The 1,987-nt window shown below is 55.9% G+C and carries 3 protein-coding genes and 1 pseudogene; all 4 read right to left on the bottom strand.

Going from position 1 to position 1,987, the window contains the following annotated elements:
• Nucleotides 1-65: 65 nt before the first annotated feature.
• Nucleotides 66-455 (bottom strand): 30S ribosomal protein S11, encoded by a 390-nt coding sequence (gene rpsK / locus WBC85_RS02820; protein WP_022704897.1) that lies wholly within the window; start codon nucleotides 453-455, stop codon nucleotides 66-68.
• Between the two features lie 14 nt (nucleotides 456-469).
• On the bottom strand, nucleotides 470-838 hold the full coding sequence (gene rpsM, locus WBC85_RS02815) for a 30S ribosomal protein S13 (RefSeq protein ID WP_028914100.1): 369 nt from the start codon (nucleotides 836-838) through the stop codon (nucleotides 470-472).
• Nucleotides 839-1,019: 181 nt separating this feature from the next.
• Nucleotides 1,020-1,673 (bottom strand): adenylate kinase, encoded by a 654-nt coding sequence (locus WBC85_RS02810; protein ID WP_424433159.1) that lies wholly within the window; start codon nucleotides 1,671-1,673, stop codon nucleotides 1,020-1,022.
• A gap of 9 nt (nucleotides 1,674-1,682) precedes the next feature.
• A pseudogene (locus tag WBC85_RS02805) lies at nucleotides 1,683-1,987 on the bottom strand (preprotein translocase subunit SecY); the annotation flags it as partial.

The raw sequence follows: 1,987 nt of genomic DNA, 5'->3' as shown, positions 1-1,987 counted from the left end.
GGATGTAGAAATGCCGAAATCGGGCCGTGCGCAAACCGCGCCCGGCCCGATAAAATCGAAAACCCTTAAACGCGGCGGCGCTTTGGTGGGCGGCAGCCGTTGTGTGCCATTGGCGTTACATCACGGATAGACGTGATGTTCAGACCAGCAGCAGCCAGCGCACGCAGCGCGGACTCACGGCCCGAACCTGGGCCCTGCACTTCAACTTCCAGCGTTTTTACGCCATGTTCTTGCGCCTTACGCGCTGCATCTTCAGCCGCCATCTGAGCAGCATAAGGAGTCGATTTGCGCGACCCTTTAAAGCCCATGGTGCCCGAAGACGACCAAGAAATTGCATTGCCCTGAACGTCAGAGATCAGGATTTTTGTGTTGTTGAACGAAGAGTTCACATGAGCAACGCCAGCGGCGATGTTCTTGCGCTCTTTTTTCTTCATACGGGTCTTATCGCGTGCCATTATTCAACGCCCCCTTATTTCTTCTTGCCAGCAATGGCCTTTGCAGGGCCTTTGCGGGTACGAGCGTTGGTGTGGGTACGCTGACCACGAACCGGCAGGCCACGACGATGGCGCAAGCCACGGTAGCAACCAAGGTCCATCAAGCGCTTGATGTTCATCGATGTTTCACGACGAAGATCACCCTCAACGGTAAAGTTCGCGTCTATATGTTCGCGGATCGCGAGCACTTCGGCATCCGAAAGCTCGTTTACGCGGCGGGCGCGGTCAATGCCAACAGCCTCACAGATCAACTCTGCGGTGTGGGAACCGATCCCAGTGATATAGGTCAATGCGATGGGGACACGTTTCCCCGTCGGAATGTTTACGCCAGCAATACGAGCCACGCGCGCTTCCTTTCGTTGCGGTTCCGTTATGCCAGAACCTTTTTTCACAACCCAAGAGCGGCGTCTCCGCCCTTGATGTTTTCCGTTTACAATTTTGAGAGACCCAAAGTGCGAAACGATTCCCCTAGGGGACGCCGTGCAATATGGGGTTTTGACCCGCCCGTCAAGGGCAGGCCCGTGTTTAATCGCCGCTGTTCAGCACAGTTGCGATAGAACCCGCAACCGCATCCATTTCGGCCAAACCATCCACGGACGACAGCGCGCCCTTGGCATAGTAATATCCGATCAAAGGCGAAGTTTTCTTGTAGTATTCCATAAGCCGCGTACGCAAGGCCTCTTCGTTGTCATCCGCGCGCCGCACCATCTTGTCCGACCCGCAGCTGTCACACACGCCTGCCACCGCTGTGGGCTTGGTCTGGTCATGATAGACAGCGCCGCAATCGCCACAGGTAAAGCGTCCAGTTATCCGCGAGACCAAGGCCGCATCATCCACGCGCATCTCAATCACAGCGTTCAGCGTCTGGCCCGTCTCGGACATCAATTGACCCAAAGCATCTGCTTGCGCCAAGGTGCGGGGAAAGCCGTCAAAGATGAACCCGCCACCCGCCGCGCCGCCCAATTTTTCACGGATCAAGCCAATCACGATTTCATCCGTAACCAACTCACCCCGTTCCATTACGGCAGCCACTTTGCGCCCCATCTCGGACCCCGAGGTTTTGGCCTCACGCAGCATATCGCCTGTCGACAGTTGCACCATCTGGCGCTCATCTACCAAACGCTTTGCTTGCGTGCCTTTGCCAGCGCCAGGAGGCCCGAGTAGGATGATATTCGGCATAGGACCCCCTTAGCGACGTGCTGGTGCTGGCTTGCCGCGCTTTTTCCCGCGCAGCTGCGATTTTTCAATCAACCCTTCATACTGATGAGCCAACAGATGCGACTGAACCTGATTGATCGTATCCATCGTTACCGACACCACGATCAGCACCGAGGTGCCGCCAAAATAGAACGGAATCGCCAGTTGATGACGCAGAATTTCCGGCAGCAAACAGACCAAGGCCAGATAGCCAGACCCAAGCACCAATACACGGTTTACCACGTATTCCAGATACTCCTCGGTCTTTTTCCCAGGGCGAATACCGGGCACAAAAC

It is taken from the genome of Planktotalea sp., from assembly GCF_049680325.1.
Lineage (GTDB): Bacteria > Pseudomonadota > Alphaproteobacteria > Rhodobacterales > Rhodobacteraceae > Planktotalea.
Note: the sequence above shows the minus strand (reverse complement) of the source record. Positions and strands in the feature narration are given on the sequence as shown.

Coding starts and splice junctions, on each gene's coding strand:
- rpsK (WP_022704897.1), bottom strand. CDS start 455: ATGGCACGCGATAAGACCCGTATGAAGAAAAAAGAGCGCAAGAACATC.
- WBC85_RS02810 (WP_424433159.1), bottom strand. CDS start 1,673: ATGCCGAATATCATCCTACTCGGGCCTCCTGGCGCTGGCAAAGGCACG.